This window comes from Kribbella aluminosa (assembly GCF_017876295.1).
GTDB classification, from domain to species: Bacteria; Actinomycetota; Actinomycetes; order Propionibacteriales; family Kribbellaceae; genus Kribbella; species Kribbella aluminosa.
In genome coordinates, this window is sequence record NZ_JAGINT010000002.1 from 3,520,176 (window position 1) to 3,535,664 (window position 15,489).

Genomic DNA, 15,489 nt, shown 5'->3' on the forward strand with positions numbered 1-15,489 from the left:
CGCTATCGTTCAAGCTGCATCGCTCACAGGACACTAAAGCTTCGACCCTGGGGTGGTCGCGGTGTCGGGCGACCCGGTCGGCGCCACTGTCGGGATACCGGTGCTAGGCGTCACCGACGGGGTCCCCGTGGTACGCGTGGGGGAGCCGGTGCCGGGCGGCGGCGTGGTCGGCGTGACGGTGACCGTAGTCGTGCTGCTGGGGGTCGGGATGACGGGTTCCGGCTCCAGCGGCGCGGCGTGCCGGAACAGCAGCCACGCCAGGAACACCGCGAGCACCATGATGAGCGCCATCGTCAGCAGCGCGAACGCCAGCGCCCAGCGCGACGCCGGGCGCAGCGCGTTCGGCCACGGCAGCGGCCAGATCCGGAACAGGCCCGGGCGCCGCCGGTTCTCCCAGTAGTGCCGGAAGTCCGGGCCGCGGAGCTTCCCGGGCTGCGGGATCCGGTCCATCAGGACCGCGGACAGTACTTCCTCGCCGCGGCGCTCGGCGAGCAGCCGCTCGTCGGACGCTGCGCTGGACCCGTCGTCGGCGCGGATCGGCCCGAACGCCGCCCAGAGCGCGAGATCGTCGTCGTCGGAGTCGTTGTGCGCGAGCACCGCGTCCGCCGGCAGTTCGTCGACGGCGTGGACGAACCGCTCGCGGGCGGCCGCGTCGTCGGCCGAACCCTCGGTCATCATCGCGACGATCGCGTCCCGGCCGTCCTCGGTGGCGGCGGTGTACAGGAATCCGGCCGCGTTCGCCCCGAGCCGCCCGCGGAGCCAGAACTCGCCGACCCGCGGCGGGTCCTCCGGCTGCAGCGGCAGGGCGTCCGGAATCTCCAGCGCAGGCCGGTCGTCAGGCTGCACAGCGGTCTGGGATTCGGTCGCGGTCATCACCCCAATCCCACCACATCCCTGGTAGCACTGTCGCCGCGCCCACCCAGCGCGCCGCGAGGGCGGGGCCGGGGCGGGTGGAGAGGCGGGATTTGGCCGTACACGGCAGGATGGGAGCGGACTCGGTGGGCCCTCGGCCGCCTGGCCCCGGTGATCTGATGGAATGGCCGGTGTTGCGAAGTGGGGAATGACAAGGCTCGCGCGCGGGCCCCGGAAGGACAGGCATGACCGAAACCACGGTGCCGGCGGGAACGGTGGCCCAGCAGTCCCGGCTGATCGGTGAGGCCATCGGTGAGGTCAAGCGGGTGATCGTGGGCCAGGAGCACATGGTCGAGACCCTGATGGTGTCGCTGCTGGCCAAGGGTCACTGCCTGCTCGAGGGTGTGCCGGGTGTCGCCAAGACCCTCGCCGTCCGGACGTTCGCCAGCGTCGTCGGCGGCTCGTTCGCGCGGATCCAGTTCACCCCGGACCTGGTCCCGTCCGACATCGTCGGTACCCGGATCTACCGCCAGACCCGGGAGACCTTCGACATCGAGCTCGGCCCGACGTTCGTGAACTTCGTGCTCGCCGACGAGGTCAACCGCGCGCCGGCCAAGGTGCAGTCGGCGATGCTGGAGCTGATGGCCGAGCGGCAGGTGTCGATCGGCGGCCAGACCTTCCCGATGCCGAAGCCGTTCATCGTGATCGCCACCCAGAACCCGATCGAGTCCGAGGGCGTCTACCCGCTGCCGGAGGCGCAGCGCGACCGGTTCCTGGTGAAGATCGACGTACCGCACCCGCGCGGCCACGAGGAGTTCGAGATCCTCCGCCGGATGAGCGTCGACCCGCCGGAGCCGCGGCAGGTGCTGAAGCCGGAGACGATCCTCGAGCTGCAGCGGTCCGCGGAGCAGGTGTTCGTGCACAACCTGGTCGCGGAGTACGCCGTTCGCCTGGTGATGGCGACCCGGACGCCGACCGACTTCCACCTGCCGGACCTGGAGCCGATCATCGAGCTCGGCGTCAGCCCGCGCGCGACCCTCGGCCTGATCGCGGCCGGCCGCGGGCTGGCGCTGATCCACGGCCGGGACTACCTGCTGCCGAGCGACGTCCAGACCGTCGCGCTGGACGTGATGGGTCACCGGCTCGGCCTCACCTTCGACGCGGTCGCGGACAACATCGACCCGCGGGCCGTGATCGAGCGGATCCTGGCCACCGTCCCGCCGCCGCAGCCGGTCTGGCGCGACGGCAACGACGGCACCGGCCGTCCGGAGTTCGTGTAGTGCCCCGGGAGCACTGATGCCCAAACGACCCGATCCACGGGCTGCGATGACGATCTCGCAGCTCGCTCCCGAGCGTGCGCTGCGGCGGCTGGAGCTGACCGTCGTACGGCGGCTGGAGGGCTACCTGCACGGCGAGCACCTCGGGCTGCTGCCCGGTCCGGGTACGGAGCTGGCCGAGGCCCGCGAGTACCAGGTCGGTGACGACGTCCGCCGGATGGACTGGGCGGTCACCGCGCGGACCACGATCCCGCACGTCCGGGACCTGATCGCCGACCGTGAGCTGGAGACCTGGGCACTGGTCGACCTGTCCGCCTCGATGGACTTCGGTACGTCGCACCTCGAGAAGCGCGAGCTCGCCGTCGCCGCGGTCGCCACCGTCGGGTTCCTGACCCACCGGCTCGGGGACCGGTTCGGCGGCCTGATGCTGCGTGACTCGGCGCTCCGCCGCTGGCCGGCCCGCTCCGGGCGGCTGGCGCTGTACGGGCTGCTCCGGGCGCTGCTCGCCGAGCAGTTCAGCGGTGACGAGGAGGCGCACCGCAGCGACCTGGCCGCGGCGCTGGAGTCGATGGCGCGGACGCAGCGCAAGCGCGGGCTGCGGGTGATCGTGTCGGACTTCCTGACCCCGCAGGACGGCGAGGTGGCCAGCCAGGTCGAGCCGTCCTGGGAGCGGGCGATGCGCAAGCTGACGGCCCAGCACCAGGTGCTGGCGGTCGAGATCGTCGACCCGCGCGAGCTCGAGCTGCCGAACATCGGCGTCGTCACGATCGGTGACCCGGAGACCGGTGAGGTCCGCGAGATCGACACCCGGCGGCGCAAGATCCGGGAAGCGTTCGAGGTCGCGGCTCTCGCACAGCGGGAACGAACCCGCGCCGCCCTCCGTAGGGTGGGTGCGGGACATCTGGTACTGCGGACCGACCGGGACTGGGTCGCGGACACCGTGCGGTTCGTGCTTGCTTACCGGCACGCGGCGCCCCGCCTGCACCAACCGCCGAAGGGAGTGGCTCGCTGATGGAGTTCCTGTCTCCGGCCAGACTGTGGTTGCTGATCCTGATCCCGCTGATCCTCGCGGGGTACCTCTTCCTCCAGCACCGCCGCTCGCAGTACGCGCTGCGCTTCACCAACATCGCGCTGCTCGACCGGGTCGCGCCGCGGCGCCCGCAGTGGCGGCGGCACCTGGCCGTCGGGCTGGCGCTGCTGGCCGCGCTGAGCTGCATCCTGGCGTTCGCGCAGCCGAAGACCAAGGTCAAGGTGCCGCGCGAACGGGCCACGATCGTGGTCGCGATCGACGTCTCGCTGTCGATGATGGCCACCGACATCGATCCGAACCGGCTGCAGGCGGCGAAGGAGTCGGCGAAGGAATTCATCCACAACCTGCCGCCGAAGTTCAACGTGGCGCTGGTGAACTTCGCCGGTACGGCGTCGATCATCGTGCCGCCGACCACCGACCGGTCCACCATCGACCGCTCGATCGACGGGCTCGAGCTGGCCGAGTCGACCGCGACCGGTGAGGGCATCTTCACCTCGCTGCAGGCGCTCACCCAGGTGCCGCCGGATCCCGCGCACCCGAACGACCCGGCCCCGGCCCGGATCGTGATGCTGTCGGACGGCAAGCGCACCGTGGGCCGGACCGCCCAGGAGGGCGCGCAGGCGGCGAAGGCGAAGAACACCCCGGTGTACACGATCTGCTTCGGCACCGACTCCGGGTTCATCGAGATGGACGGCATCCGGCAGCGGGTCCCACCGGACCGCGCGGAGCTGCGCAGCATCGCCGAGATCAGCGGCGGCCAGGCGTACACCGCGGAGTCCGCCGGCGAGCTCAAGGACGTCTACAAGAACATCGGCTCCTCGGTCGGGTACGACGAGGTCGACAAGGAGGTCACCGCCCGGTACGCCGGTATCGCGATGCTCTTCACGCTGGCCGCCGCCGGTGCCTGCATCGCCCTCGCCTCCCGCTTCCCGTAAGCCAATATGTAGACAGGCTACGCTCGACGGCATGGATCTCTCGGAACCGCCAAGGCCGTGGCCGCCGTACCGTTCGAGCAGGTGTCGCGGCGCTGCCGGGGCGGGTCGGCTGAGATTGCGACACGATGGTGATGTGGTTGACACGGCGAGGTTGCTGGTGTTCGCGGGGGTGGTGGTGCAAGATGGTCCAGAGTTTCGCGGGTTGTCCTGTGATGCCCAAAGAAACTGAGCACTGAGAGACTGGTACCGCCGAGATCGACGAGCTGCTTCGAGAACGCTGGGGAAGGCGCCCCTCGAGCACAGGAGGTCCTGGTGGCGACGACTCGTGGCGTTCTGTACGTCCACACGGTGCCGTCAGCGTTGTGCCCGCATGTTGAGTGGGCCGCGGGCGGCATCCTTGGCGTGCCCGTCAAACTGGATTGGACGCCGCAACCAGCGGCCCAGGGCACGTACCGGGCCGAGCTGTCCTGGCAGGCCGAGGCCGGTACCGCGGCCAAGCTGGCATCCGCCCTGCGCGGCTGGCAGAAGCTGCGGTTCGAGGTCACCGAGGAGCCGAGCAACGGCGCCGAGGGCGAGCGGTACTCGTTCACGCCCGAGCTCGGCGTCTTCCACGCGACCACCGGTGTGCACGGCGACATCATGGTCCCGGAGGAGCGGCTGAAGGCCGCGATGCTGAAGGCGGCCGCCGGCGAGGCCGACCTGACCGAGGAGGTCGAGCGGCTGCTCGGCCGCCCCTGGGACGACGAGCTCGAACCGTTCCGGTACGCCGGCGACGGCGCGCCCGTCCGCTGGCTGCATCAGGTGGTCTAAGGAGTTGCTGAGAACTTCTGAAGAAAGCCGTGAAGTACGAAGACTTCGCCGAACTTTTCGATGAGACTGAGCATCAGACGTTGCACAAGGGTGGGAGGGGCCGTGGCCGCTGGGCCGCCGGGTGTCGGGACACCCCCGGTGGTTGGAAACAACAGCGGCCGCACCACGTGAAGGGCGCGAACCTCAGGGTTCGCGCCCTTCAAACTGTTCAGGACAGGAAACTGTTCAGGACAGGAAACTGTTCAGGACAGGAAGCTGTTCCGCGCAGCAGGCTGTCTCAGAGCGGAATGTTGCCGTGGGCACCGCGAACCGGGCCGTTCGCCTCGGCCTTCGCCAGGGCGGTCGCCAGCGCCGTACGAGTGCGAGCCGGCTCCACGACCTCGTCGACGACGCCGATCTCGCGGGCGCGGTCGATGCCGCCGGCAATCTTCTCGTGTTCGGCGGCGAGCTCGGCCTCGACCTGTGGGCGGAGCTCCGGATCCACTTCGGCGAGCTTGCGCCGGTGCAGCACCCGGACCGCGGCGACCGCACCCATCACGGCCACCTCGGCGCGCGGCCACGCGAACACCCGGGTGGCGCCCAGCGACCGCGCGTTCATCGCGATGTACGCCCCGCCGTACGTCTTCCGGGTCACCAGCGTCACCCGCGGTACGACGGCCTCCGCGAACGCGTGCAGCAGCTTCGCGCCGCGCCGTACGACGCCGTCCCACTCCTGCCCGACGCCGGGCAGATACCCGGGTACGTCGACCAGGACCACCAGCGGTACGCCGAACGCGTCGCACATCCGGACGAACCGGGACGCCTTCTCGGCCGACAGCGCGTCGAGGCAGCCGCCGAGCCGGAGCGGGTTGTTCGCGATCACGCCGACCGTCCGGCCGCCGAGCCGGCCGAGCGTGGTGACGATGTTCGGCGCCCAGCGCTGGTGCAGCTCGACTCCTGACGGCCCAGCGTCCGAGTCGAGTACGCCGCCGACCAGCGGGTGCACGTCGTACGCGCGTTTCGCCGACTCCGGCAGGAATCCGGACAGGTCGGTGTCCGGGATGTCCGTGGACATCGAGCCCTGGTTCGCGAGCAGGTCGGTCAGCCGCCGGGCCTGTTCGAGCGCGTCGGCCTCGGAATCGGTGGTGATGTGCACGACACCGGAGCGCCGGCCGTGCGGTTCGGGGCCGCCGAGCCGGAGCATGTCGACGTCCTCGCCGGTCACCGAACGGACCACGTCCGGCCCGGTGACGAAGATCCGGCCCTCGGGCCCGAGGATCACGATGTCGGTGAGCGCCGGTCCGTACGCCGCTCCGCCCGCGGCCGGACCGAGCACGACGGACAGCTGCGGGATCTTCCCGGACGCCTGCGTCATCGCGTAGAAGATCTTGCCGACCGCGTGCAGGCTCAGCACCCCCTCGGCGAGCCGGGCGCCGCCGGAGTGCCAGAGCCCGATGATCGGCACCTGCTCCGCGCGTGCGACCTCGTACGCCTTGACGACGACATCACATCCTTCGTCACCCATCGCGCCGCCCATCACGGTGGCGTCCGAGCAGAACGCGACCACCGCTGCCCCGGCGATCCGCCCACGAGCCGCGACCATCCCCGACAGGTTGTCGGGGGTGATCAGCTCGAGAGTCCCCGGATCGACCAGATTCGTCAGTCGGGTCACCGGATTCCGCGGATCCAGCTCACGGGGGAGTCTGGCTGGTTTCGACGGCGCGACAGTCATGGTGCTAGATCGACTTGAAGGCGATGGCGGCGTTGTGGCCGCCGAAGCCGAACGAGTTGTTCAGCGCGGCGATGTCGCCGTCCGGCAGCTTGCGCTGTTCGGTCGCGACGTCCAGCTCGATCTGGTCGTCGAGCTTGTCGACGTTGATGGTCGGCGGCGACACCCGGTGGTACAGGGCGAGCACGGTGGCGACCGACTCGACCGCGCCGGCGCCGCCGAGCAGGTGCCCGATCATCGACTTCGGCGCGGTGGCGACCGCGTGGTCGGCGTGCTTGCCGAGCGCCTGCCGGATCGCCAGCGACTCCGCGATGTCACCCTGCGGCGTCGAGGTGGCGTGCGCGTTGATGTGCACGATGTCGGCCGGGGTCAGGTCGCCCTCGGACAGCGCCCGCTCCATCGCCCGGCGCGCGCCGGAACCGGTCGGGTCGGGCTGTGCGATGTCGTGCCCGTCGGCGGAGATACCCGCACCGGCGAGCTCGGCGTAGATCTTCGCGCCGCGTGCCTTCGCGTGCTCGTACGACTCCAGGATCAGGATCCCGGCGCCTTCACCGAGCAGGAACCCGTCCCGGTCCACGTCCCACGGACGGGACGCCTTCTCCGGCTCGTCGTTGCGCCTGCTGAGCGCCTGCATCATCCCGAACGCGGCCAGCGGCAGCGCCATGATCGCGCCCTCGGAGCCGCCGGCGACCACCACGTCCGCGCGGCCGAGCCGGATCTGGTCGAGGCCGAGCCAGATCGCCTCGTTGCCGGACGCGCAGGCCGAGACCGGAGTGTGCACGCCGGCCTTCGCGCCGAGCTCCAGCGACACGTACGCCGCCGACGAGTTCGGCATCAGCATCGGGATCGCCAGCGGCGACACCCGGCGCGGGTTCTGCTGCAGGGCGTCGTAGTTCGAGAGCGTGGTGTGCAGGCCGCCGATCCCGGAGGCGACCGCGACACCGAGCCGCTCCTTGTCCAGCCCGGAGTCCTCCAGGCCGGAGTCGGCCCAGGCCTGGCGGGCGGCGACGACGGCGAGCTGCGCCGTACGGTCGAGGCGGCGGGCCTTGACCCGCTCGAGGACGTCGGTCGGCTCGACCGCGGCCGGTGCGGCGATCTGCACCGCCAGGTTCTGCACCCAGTCGTCGGTCAGCCGCCGGGCGCCGGAGCGCCCGGCCAGCAGCCCTTCCCAGGAGCTGGCCACGTCGCCTCCGAGCGGGGTCGTGGCTCCGAGCCCAGTGATGACGACTCGGGTCTTCGACATGGTTACCTCATCCTTCACATCGACGTTCTGCGGTTGGGAGCGAGGGGTGGTCCTGCGGGTCTTGCAAGTACTGCGTGGTGCTCATCGGGGGCTGCCCGATGAGCACCCTGGCCAGCACGGGTGACGGCGTACGTCAGCCGTTCTGGGCGCGCTCGATGAACGCGACGGCGTCACCGACGGTCTTGAGGTTCTTGACCTCGTCGTCGGGGATCTTCACGTCGAACTTCTCCTCGGCGGCCACCACGACCTCCACCATGGAGAGCGAGTCGACGTCGAGGTCGTCGGTGAAGGACTTGTCCAGCTGGACGTCCTCGACCGGGATGCCGGCGATCTCGTTCACGATCTCGGCGAGGCTGGAACGGATCTCTTCGGTGCTGGCCATCTCTTGATTCCCTTTCAGATTTCTGCTGACTAGAACCAGCTTCGCTGGCTACTGCCGGTGCGGCCACCTGAGCCGCTCCGGACAACTATGACTCAGTTCAATTGAGAAGCTACGGAAGCCGGATCACCTGGGCGGCGTAGACAAGGCCCGCCCCGAATCCGATGATCAGCGCTAGGTCGCCGCTCTTGGCCTCGCCGTTCTCGCGCATCGCGGTGATCGCGAGCGGGATCGACGCCGCGGACGTGTTGCCCTGGCGCTCGATGTCGCGCGCGACCTTGACGTGCTCGGGCAGTTTGAGCACCCGGCGCATCGCGTCGGTGATCCGCATGTTCGCCTGGTGCGGCACGAACAGGTCCAGCTGCTCGGCCTTCACGCCGGCCACGTCGAGCGCCTGCTGCGCGGTCTTGGCCATCTCGAACGACGCCCAGCGGAACACCGGGTTGCCGTCCATCGTCAGGTGCGGCCAGTTGTAGCTGCCGAACACCTCCTGCCAGGACTCCTTCTGGCTGATCACCTGGTGCTGGGTCCCGTCCGAGCCCCACACCACCGGCCCGATTCCCGGCTCGTCGGCCGGTCCGACGACCGCGGCGCCGGCGCCGTCGGCGAAGATGAACGCCGTACTGCGGTCCGTCCGGTCGGTGATGTCGCTGAGCCGCTCGACGCCGATCGCCAGCACGTACTTCGCGCTGCCGCCGCGGACCAGGTCGTTCGCCATCGCGACGCCGTAGCAGAAGCCCGCACACGCGGCGGAGATGTCGAACGCGGCCGCGGTCGGTGCGCCCACGCCGACGGCGACCTGGGTCGCGATCGCCGGCGTCTGGTACAGGTGCGTGACGGTCGCGACGATCACGCAACCGATGTCGGCCGGGTCGACACCGGACTCCGCGAGCGCGTCCTTGGCCGCGCTCACCGCCATCGTCAGTACGGTCTCGTCGTCACTCGCCCAACGGCGTTCCTTGATCCCGGAACGGGTCTGGATCCACTCGTCACTGGAGTCGATCTGCTCCAGGATCTCGGCGTTCGGCACAACCCGCCGCGGCCGGTACGACCCGATCCCGAGGATGCCGGCGTACTGCGCGCCGGTCGACACGGTGATCACGAGGGGTTCCCGGCGGGGTGGAGCCGGAGCAGGGGCTGGCCGGGGGCGACCGGGTCGCCTTCCTCGGCGAGCCACTCGACCACGATGCCGCCGTGCGGGGCGGTCACCTCGACCTCGTCGCGCAGGCTCGCGACCTTCGCCACGACCTCACCGGCCTCGACGGTCTCCCCGGTTTCCCGCCGTACGGCGACGTCCCGGGTGAAGGTGCCCTTGATCGGGGCGACCAGCAGCCGCCAGGTGGGGGAGGCGTCGATCTCGGACGGGCTGCCGTGCTTCTCGACGAACGCGCGGGCGTCGTCGAGCTGGTCCGGCGTCTTCAGCGCGAACGTCTCGACACCCTTGAGGGCGCGCCGGGCGATCCCGGTCAGCGTGCCCGCCGGGGGCAGCTCGAGGATCCCGGTGACCTCGAGGTCGGACATGGTCTGCATGCACAGGTCCCAGCGGACCGGCGCGTTCACCTGGGTGACCAGCCGCTGCAGGACGTCCCGGCCGTCGTGCACGACGTGACCGTCCCGGTTCGAGATCAGGCGGGTCCGCGGGTCGTGGGTGCTGACCGCGGTCGCGTACTTCGCCAGCGTCTGGACGGCGGGCTCCATGTGCCTGGTGTGGAAGGCGCCGGCCACCGACAGCGGGATCAGCCGCGCCTTCGCCGGCGGGTCCGCGGCCAGCGCGGCCAGCTCGTCGACGGTGCCGGCGGCAACGATCTGGCCGGGGCCGTTGTCGTTCGCCGGAGTCAGGCCGTGCTCGGCGAGCTTGGCCAGAACCTCGTCCCGGTCGCCGCCGAGCACCGCGGTCATCGAGGTCGGGGTCAGCGCGGCCGCGGCGGCCATCGCCTTGCCGCGCTCACGGACCAGGACCATCGCCTGCTCGGCGGTCAGTACGCCGGTACCGGCCGCGGCGGCGAGCTCACCGACGCTGTGCCCGGCGACCGCACCGACCTTGGCGAACGCGTCGCCCGGGTGCGGGAACACCGCCAGCGCGGCCAGCATGCCGGAGGCGACCAGCAGTGGCTGCGCGATCGCGGTGTCCCGGATCGTGTCCGCGTCGGCTTCGGTGCCGTAGTGGGCGAGGTCGAGACCGGCTACGGCGGAGAGCCAGTGCAGCCGGCTCTCGAACACGGGATCCGCCAGCCACGGCTCGAGGAATCCTGGGGTCTGGGCACCCTGACCGGGCGCGACGATGACGAGCACGAGACAACTCTCCCTCAGCCAGGCCCACTCGGAGCCGCACGGCGAGCACGAATTCTACCGGCCCGCTTTTGTAGAGATCCTACAAAGTGGAGCTACCCGCCTCCGGATTGAGCAGGCGGCCCAACGTCAGTGCGACACGTAGTGTGAAACTGTCGCGGGGATTCAGCGGGTTGTAGCCCGTGAGGTCCGCCACACGCTTCAGCCGGTACCGGACGGTGTTGGCGTGGACGAACAGCGCCCGGGCCGTCGCCTCGATCGACCCGCCGGAGTCCAGGTACGCCGAGACGGTGTCGAGGAGCGCCCCGTCGCCTGCGGTGAGCGGCGCGTAGACCTCGTTCGCGAGCTGCCGGCGGGCGTGGCCGTCTCCGGAGAGTGACCGTTCCGGGAGCAGCTCGTCGGCGTACACGGGCCGTGGCGCACCCGGCCAGGCGGCGACCGCGCGGAGTCCGGCGACCGCGGCGCGGGCCGAGGTGACGGCCGCCATCAGGTCCTTCACGACCGGCCCGACGACGATCGGCCCAGGTCCGAACCAGCGGGCGAGCTTTTGTACGATCTCCACAGGTTCGCTCGTACCGCCGAGTACCACCACCAGCCGGTCGCCCTGCACCGCACACAGCGCGTCAGCACCCGCCTCGCGGGCCGCGTGCCGGACCATGTCCACCACGTTCGAGCTGCCGTTCGCGGGCGGGGAAGTCTCGGCGGGCGCGCGTCCGACCACTACGGCAACCTCGGCCCCTCCCGGTACAGCAGAGCCCGCCGTACCGGCGCCGCCCGTCCAGCCGAGGGCGGAGGCGCGGGAGCGGACCGACTCGTCGGTCTCGCCGCGGATCACCGAGTCGACGAGCAGCGCCTCCAGCCGGGCGTCCCAGGCGCCCCGCATCTCGGCGGCCTGCGCGTACACGGTGGCGGCGGCGAATGCGACCTCGCGGGCGTACCGCTGGATCGCCTCGTTCACGATCGGTACGTCGGCCGGCGGGAGCAGCGTGCCGATCGTGTTCTCGATGGTCTCGATCGTGGTCCGGACCAGGTCGACGGTCTGGTGCAGCGAGATCACCCTGGTGAACTCGCGCGGCGCGGACCCGAAGATCCGGGTCGGCATCGACGAGTGCGCCTCAGGATCCCGGAACCAGTCGACGAACGCCGAGATCCCGGACTGCGCGACCAGCCCGATCCAGGACCGGTCCTGCGCCGACAGCTTGCCGAACCACGGCAGCTTCGCCTCCATCGCCGCCATCGCAGCGGTGGCCAGCGCCCCGGTCGCCGCCTGCAACCGATCCGCCCGCGCCAGATGCGCCTCCACCGCCCACTCCACCACGCTCAGACCCTAACCCCGCCCCCCACCCCCCCATCCCAGACCCGAGCCCCGGCGCCCGGCGCAAACCTGAGCCCGTCCCCGCCGGCCGCCGCGAACCCGAGCCCCGGCGCCCGGCGCGAACCCTCCAGTTCAGGGGGCATCCCTTCAGGTGGAGGGTTGCCTACTGATAATCCGAGGGGGCAGCCCTCCAGTTGAGGGGGCAACCCCCTGCCATGATGGAGCGATGACCGACAGAGCGGGTGTCGCCGACGCGGTGGCGGCGTTGCGGGCGATCGGGTACTACCTCGAGCGGGACCGGCAGCCGACGCACCGGGTGAAGGCGTACCGGCGGGCCGCGGACACGATCGCGGCGCTGCCGCCGACCGAGGTACGGGCGCGGCGCCGGGCCGGGACGCTGACCGAGCTGCCCGGGATCGGCCCGAAGACCGAGGCCGTGATCGTCGAGGCGATGGACGGCGCGACGCCGGAGTACCTGGTGAAGCTGGAGGATGCGGCGGGTGAGCTGACCACCGCGGGCAAGCGGATGCGGTCCGCGCTGAAGGCCGACCTGCACCTGCACTCGGAGTGGTCCGACGGCGGCAGCCCGATCGAGGAGATGGCGCGAACGGCGCACCGCCTCGGGCATTCGTACATCGCGCTCACCGACCACTCGCCGCGGCTCACCGTCGCCAACGGACTGTCCCGCGAACGCCGGCTGCAGCAGCTCGAGGTCGTTGCCGAGCTCAACAAAAAGCTGCAGGACGAGCTGGACGGGTTCACGATCCTGAACGGCATCGAGGTCGACATCAACGAGGACGGCACGCTGGACTGCGACTCCGAGATCCTGGCCCGGCTGGACGTCGTGGTGGCGAGTGTGCACTCGAAGCTCCGGATGGCGTCCGAGCCGATGACCGAGCGGATGGTCCGGGCGATCGCGAACCCGCACGTCGACGTCCTCGGGCACTGCACCGGCCGGCTGATCACCGGTGCCCGCGGTACCCGGCCGGAGTCGGAGTTCGACGCCGAGGTGGTGTTCGAGGCCTGCCGCCAGTTCGGGACCGCGGTGGAGATCAACTCCCGCCCCGAACGCCTGGACCCGCCGAAACGCCTGCTGTCGCTGGCGGTCGAGACGGGCTGCCTGTTCTCGATCGACACCGACGCGCACGCGCCCGGGCAGCTCGACTGGCAGGCCTACGGCTGCGAACGCGCCGAGGACTGCGACGTCACGCCGGAGCGCGTCATCAACACGTGGGACCAGCAGTTGCTGCAGGAATGGACGGCGTCATGAGCGAGCGAAGCGGGCTCATCAGAAAGCACAGCGCGATCGTGCCTCGTCCGCGCCCGGAGCGAAGCGAGGACGTGGATGAGTGATCTCGAGAAGGACCCGGCGGAAGTGGTCGGCACGGGCGAGTGCGAGGGGCCTGCGCTGGAAATGCTCGAGGCGCGCGAGGTGGTGCTGGGGCGGACCACGAAGGTACGTCGGCTGCTGCCGAACAAGAACCGCCGGATGGTCGGCGCATGGTGCTTCGTCGACCACTACGGGCCGGACGACCTGACGCAACGGGTCGACTCGTACGACGTACCGGGGGAGCGCGGGATGCACGTTCCGCCGCATCCGCACACCAGCCTGCAGACGGTGAGCTGGCTGTTCGAGGGCGAGATCGAGCACCGCGACAGCGTCGGATCGCACGCGCTCGTCCGTCCCGGCGAGCTCAACATCATGACCGCCGGAAACGGGATCGCGCACTCCGAGGTCTCGACGCCGGACGCACCGCCGAGGTTGCACGGCGCGCAGTTGTGGGTCGCGCTGCCGGACCGCGTCCGTACGACGACACCGCCCGCGTTCAACGCGTACGCCGACCTCCCGGAGCTGGACCTCGACGGCGCCCACGTGACCGTGATGATCGGCACCGTCGCCGGCGTCACCTCGCCGGCGCCGGCGTACACCCCATTGGTCGGCGCCGACATCACGATCGAACCGGGCCGTACGCTCACGTTGCCGCTGACGTCCACCAACGAGTACGCCGTACTGATCGTCGACGGCTCGCTCTCGGTCGGCGACCTGACTCCTGGCTTCGGCGAGATGACCTACCTCGGCTCCGGCCGCGACGCGGTCGAATTGGTTGCCTCCGACAACGGAGTCCGCTTCCTCCTGCTCGGCGGCGAACCCTTCGAGGAAGAACTCGTGATGTGGTGGAACTTCATTGGCCGGACCCACGAGGACATCGTCACCGCGCGGAACGCCTGGCAGTCCGCGATCGAGTCCGCCGGCAACGCCCGCTTCCCCATGGTCCCCGGTTATCCCGGCGCACCCCTCCCCGCGCCACCCCTCCCGGCAACCACCCTCAAACCCCGACCACGAGCGCGCTGACCCGGCGGCGGTAGTAGGCCCAGGTGAGTAGCAGGAGTGCTGGGCCCCAGAGGTTCAAGGGGGTGTAGCAGGTGAGCATGAGGGCTTTCCAGGGGGTGCTGCTGAACGGTATGAAGCGGTCGGTGAAGGCGTTGCGGAAGCCGAAGGTCCAGATCGCGATCAGGGAGAAGGAACCGAGGGTGGCGGGGACGATCGCGGCGTACGGGTGGACGCGGCGGCCGCCGATGAGCGGGATCCAGCGGGGGGCGATCTCGCCCCAGCGGCTGACCAGGCCGAGGGCCGTCAGGGCAACCAGCTCGGAGAAGATCGTCAGGCAGACGATGTAGATCTTGGTGCCGAGGCCGCCGGCGTACGTGGGTTGGCCCTGACTGTCCAGCATGCCCATCGACGAGCCGAACACCAGGCCGAGGCGCCACAGGCCGGACGGCAGCACCAGGAACGGGATCGCGTGGGCGAGGACGTAGGCCCAGCGGGGGACGGGACGCTCTGTTGTGCTCACGCTCCGAGCATCCAGCGTACGCCGGCCCGCCGCCTCACCCGCCAGAGTGAAGCGGCTCCCTCCGAGGACCGATTCCCTGTTCCAGTACGCCGAACGCGCGGTCGATGACGACCAGGCGGGCGGCGAACTCGTCGTCGATCTCCTCGGCCAGGATGCCGGCCAGCAGGTCGGCGGTCTCGTGTTCCTGCTCGATGTTCCGGCCGATCAGGGCAGGGCTGGACTGCAGTACGAGCCAGAAACCGCGGACGCCTTCGATCGCGCCGGACAGCGGATGGCCGGCCGCGAGGAGTTCGTGCTGTTAGCGGGGTACTGCACCGGTAGGCGATCGAGGGCGACCACGAGTTGGTCGGCACGAGTGCGCCGGACTTCGAGTTCGCCGACGGCGCCCGGCTCGGCGCGCACCTGTCCGACGGCAAGCCCCTCCTCCTCGACTTCGCAGACTCGGCGGCACTGCGCGGGGTCGCGGGCGAACGGGTGCGGGTGCTGACCGCCAAACTCACCGGGCAGTACGCCGGGGAGCTCACCGGTGTACTCGTCCGCCCGGACGGCCACATCGCCTGGGCCACCGCCGACAACACGACAACCGGCCTCGACGCTTCCCTCAAAACCTGGATCGGCTGACCACTCGACGCCACGCGCGCGATGCAGGTGCTGATCCCGGACCGTCCCAACGCTGCCCGCCGCGAGGTGGTGCCCGGGTTCGAGGTGGTGCCGGTCTTCGAGGTGGTGCGGTCGCGAGGTGGTGCCGGTCTTCGAGGTGGTGCGGTCGCGCGAGGTGGGCCGGTCTCCAAATGGCGCC

At 70.4% G+C, this 15,489-nt stretch carries 15 protein-coding genes; 7 read left to right on the forward strand and 8 right to left on the reverse strand.

The window, feature by feature from the left end:
• Nucleotides 1-33: 33 nt before the first annotated feature.
• The gene (locus JOF29_RS37980) at nt 34-873 is read right to left on the reverse strand and encodes a hypothetical protein (RefSeq protein ID WP_209699154.1); all 840 of its coding nucleotides are present in this window, start codon (nt 871-873) and stop codon (nt 34-36) included.
• Nucleotides 874-1,097: 224 nt separating this feature from the next.
• On the opposite strand from JOF29_RS37980, the gene JOF29_RS37985 reads away from it, so the two are divergent.
• The 4 genes from JOF29_RS37985 to JOF29_RS38000 all read left to right on the forward strand — a co-directional run bounded on the left by JOF29_RS37985 (nt 1,098) and on the right by JOF29_RS38000 (nt 4,904).
• Nucleotides 1,098-2,132 (forward strand): AAA family ATPase, encoded by a 1,035-nt coding sequence (locus tag JOF29_RS37985; protein WP_209699155.1) that lies wholly within the window; start codon nt 1,098-1,100, stop codon nt 2,130-2,132.
• Nucleotides 2,133-2,148: 16 nt separating this feature from the next.
• Nucleotides 2,149-3,141 carry a DUF58 domain-containing protein gene (locus JOF29_RS37990; RefSeq protein ID WP_245359838.1) on the forward strand — a complete coding sequence of 331 codons (993 nt, stop codon included), beginning with the start codon at nt 2,149-2,151 and terminating at the stop codon, nt 3,139-3,141.
• Nucleotides 3,141-4,094 carry a VWA domain-containing protein gene (locus JOF29_RS37995; RefSeq protein ID WP_209699156.1) on the forward strand — a complete coding sequence of 318 codons (954 nt, stop codon included), beginning with the start codon at nt 3,141-3,143 and terminating at the stop codon, nt 4,092-4,094. The genes JOF29_RS37990 and JOF29_RS37995 overlap by 1 nt, the downstream gene beginning before the upstream one ends.
• Before the next feature lie 312 nt (nt 4,095-4,406).
• Nucleotides 4,407-4,904 (forward strand): DUF3145 domain-containing protein, encoded by a 498-nt coding sequence (locus JOF29_RS38000; RefSeq protein WP_209699157.1) that lies wholly within the window; start codon nt 4,407-4,409, stop codon nt 4,902-4,904.
• A gap of 277 nt (nt 4,905-5,181) precedes the next feature.
• Here JOF29_RS38000 and JOF29_RS38005 read toward each other — a convergent pair whose 3' ends face one another.
• The 6 genes from JOF29_RS38005 to JOF29_RS38030 form a co-directional block, all read right to left on the reverse strand.
• Complete coding sequence (locus JOF29_RS38005) at nt 5,182-6,615, reverse strand: carboxyl transferase domain-containing protein (protein ID WP_209699158.1); 1,434 nt, start codon at nt 6,613-6,615, stop codon at nt 5,182-5,184.
• A gap of 4 nt (nt 6,616-6,619) precedes the next feature.
• Nucleotides 6,620-7,855, reverse strand: a complete 1,236-nt coding sequence (fabF, locus tag JOF29_RS38010) for a beta-ketoacyl-ACP synthase II (protein ID WP_209699159.1) — start codon at nt 7,853-7,855, stop codon at nt 6,620-6,622.
• Between the two features lie 133 nt (nt 7,856-7,988).
• The gene (locus JOF29_RS38015; RefSeq protein WP_130380551.1) at nt 7,989-8,237 is read right to left on the reverse strand and encodes an acyl carrier protein; all 249 of its coding nucleotides are present in this window, start codon (nt 8,235-8,237) and stop codon (nt 7,989-7,991) included.
• A gap of 109 nt (nt 8,238-8,346) precedes the next feature.
• Entirely contained in the window at nt 8,347-9,336 is a 990-nt protein-coding gene (locus tag JOF29_RS38020; RefSeq protein ID WP_209699160.1) for a beta-ketoacyl-ACP synthase III, read from the reverse strand.
• Entirely contained in the window at nt 9,333-10,526 is a 1,194-nt protein-coding gene (locus JOF29_RS38025; protein ID WP_209699161.1) for an acyltransferase domain-containing protein, read from the reverse strand. Before JOF29_RS38025 ends, JOF29_RS38020 begins: the two co-directional genes overlap by 4 nt.
• A gap of 79 nt (nt 10,527-10,605) precedes the next feature.
• Nucleotides 10,606-11,760 (reverse strand): PucR family transcriptional regulator, encoded by a 1,155-nt coding sequence (locus tag JOF29_RS38030; protein WP_209700220.1) that lies wholly within the window; start codon nt 11,758-11,760, stop codon nt 10,606-10,608.
• A gap of 304 nt (nt 11,761-12,064) precedes the next feature.
• Between JOF29_RS38030 and JOF29_RS38035 the strand changes: the two genes are divergently transcribed.
• Both JOF29_RS38035 and JOF29_RS38040 read left to right on the forward strand, forming a co-directional pair.
• Nucleotides 12,065-13,108, forward strand: coding sequence for a PHP domain-containing protein (locus JOF29_RS38035; RefSeq protein WP_209699162.1), 1,044 nt, complete (start codon nt 12,065-12,067; stop codon nt 13,106-13,108).
• 75 nt (nt 13,109-13,183) lie between these two features.
• Nucleotides 13,184-14,191 (forward strand): pirin family protein, encoded by a 1,008-nt coding sequence (locus tag JOF29_RS38040; protein WP_209699163.1) that lies wholly within the window; start codon nt 13,184-13,186, stop codon nt 14,189-14,191.
• Here JOF29_RS38040 and JOF29_RS38045 read toward each other — a convergent pair.
• Nucleotides 14,166-14,690: a hypothetical protein gene (locus JOF29_RS38045; RefSeq protein ID WP_209699164.1), complete on the reverse strand. Its 525-nt coding sequence runs from the start codon at nt 14,688-14,690 to the stop codon at nt 14,166-14,168. The two genes, JOF29_RS38040 and JOF29_RS38045, sit on opposite strands and share 26 nt — an antisense overlap.
• 342 nt (nt 14,691-15,032) lie before the next feature.
• Here JOF29_RS38045 and JOF29_RS38050 point away from each other — a divergent pair, with 342 nt between their 5' ends.
• Nucleotides 15,033-15,311 (forward strand): aromatic-ring hydroxylase C-terminal domain-containing protein, encoded by a 279-nt coding sequence (locus JOF29_RS38050; RefSeq protein WP_209699165.1) that lies wholly within the window; start codon nt 15,033-15,035, stop codon nt 15,309-15,311.
• Nucleotides 15,312-15,489 lie beyond the last annotated feature (178 nt).

Bases quoted from the DNA above. Each gene is read 5' to 3' on its own strand.
- fabF (WP_209699159.1), bottom strand. From the start codon at position 7,855: ATGTCGAAGACCCGAGTCGTCATCACTGGGCTCGGAGCCACGACCCCG.
- JOF29_RS38015 (WP_130380551.1), bottom strand. From the start codon at position 8,237: ATGGCCAGCACCGAAGAGATCCGTTCCAGCCTCGCCGAGATCGTGAAC.
- JOF29_RS37980 (WP_209699154.1), bottom strand. From the start codon at position 873: ATGACCGCGACCGAATCCCAGACCGCTGTGCAGCCTGACGACCGGCCT.
- JOF29_RS38030 (WP_209700220.1), bottom strand. From the start codon at position 11,760: ATGGCGGCGATGGAGGCGAAGCTGCCGTGGTTCGGCAAGCTGTCGGCG.
- JOF29_RS37995 (WP_209699156.1), top strand. From the start codon at position 3,141: ATGGAGTTCCTGTCTCCGGCCAGACTGTGGTTGCTGATCCTGATCCCG.
- JOF29_RS38005 (WP_209699158.1), bottom strand. From the start codon at position 6,615: ATGACTGTCGCGCCGTCGAAACCAGCCAGACTCCCCCGTGAGCTGGAT.
- JOF29_RS37985 (WP_209699155.1), top strand. From the start codon at position 1,098: ATGACCGAAACCACGGTGCCGGCGGGAACGGTGGCCCAGCAGTCCCGG.
- JOF29_RS38035 (WP_209699162.1), top strand. From the start codon at position 12,065: ATGACCGACAGAGCGGGTGTCGCCGACGCGGTGGCGGCGTTGCGGGCG.
- JOF29_RS38040 (WP_209699163.1), top strand. From the start codon at position 13,184: ATGAGTGATCTCGAGAAGGACCCGGCGGAAGTGGTCGGCACGGGCGAG.
- JOF29_RS37990 (WP_245359838.1), top strand. From the start codon at position 2,149: ATGCCCAAACGACCCGATCCACGGGCTGCGATGACGATCTCGCAGCTC.